This is a genomic window from Corynebacterium sp. HMSC074C03 (genome assembly GCF_001838285.1).
Classification (GTDB): Bacteria; Actinomycetota; Actinomycetes; order Mycobacteriales; family Mycobacteriaceae; genus Corynebacterium; species Corynebacterium amycolatum.
Genome location: NZ_KV836191.1, coordinates 1 through 821 on the forward strand (window position 1 = coordinate 1; position 821 = coordinate 821).

Here is an 821-nt window from a genome sequence, read left to right on the forward strand (position 1 = left end):
GGCACTGTTGCAAAGTTAGCGATGAGGCAGCCTTTTGTCTTATTCAAAGGCCTTACATTTCAAAAACTCTGCTTACCAGGCGCATTTCGCCCAGGGGATCACCATAATAAAATGCTGAGGCCTGGCCTTTGCGTAGTGCACGCATCACCTCAATACCTTTGATGGTGGCGTAAGCCGTCTTCATGGATTTAAATCCCAGCGTGGCGTTGATTATCCGTTTCAGTTTGCCATGATCGCATTCAATCACGTTGTTCCGGTACTTAATCTGTCGGTGTTCAACGTCAGACGGGCACCGGCCTTCGCGTTTGAGCAGAGCAAGCGCGCGACCATAGGCGGGCGCTTTATCCGTGTTGATGAATCGTGGGATCTGCCACTTCTTCACGTTGTTGAGGATTTTACCCAGAAACCGGTATGCAGCTTTGCTGTTACGACGGGAGGAGAGATAAAAATCGACAGTGCGGCCCCGGCTGTCGACGGCCCGGTACAGATACGCCCAGCGGCCATTGACCTTCACGTAGGTTTCATCCATGTGCCACGGGCAAAGATCGGAAGGGTTACGCCAGTACCAGCGCAGCCGTTTTTCCATTTTCAGGCGCATAACGCTGAACCCAGCGGTAAATCGTGGAGTGATCGACATTCACTCCGCGTTCAGCCAGCATCTCCTGCAGCTCACGGTAACTGATGCCGTATTTGCAGTACCAGCGTACGGCCCACAGAATGATGTCACGCTGAAAATGCCGGCCTTTGAATGGGTTCATGTGCAGCTCCATCAGCAAAAGGGGATGATAAGTTTATCACCACCGACTATTTGCAACAGTGCC

The 821-nt window shown here is 52.0% G+C and carries 1 pseudogene; it reads right to left on the reverse strand.

The features are described 5' to 3' along the window. Positions 1-52 precede the first annotated feature (52 nt). Positions 53-758: pseudogene (locus HMPREF2847_RS01085) on the reverse strand (IS6-like element IS26 family transposase). Between the last annotated feature and the right edge of the window lie 63 nt (positions 759-821).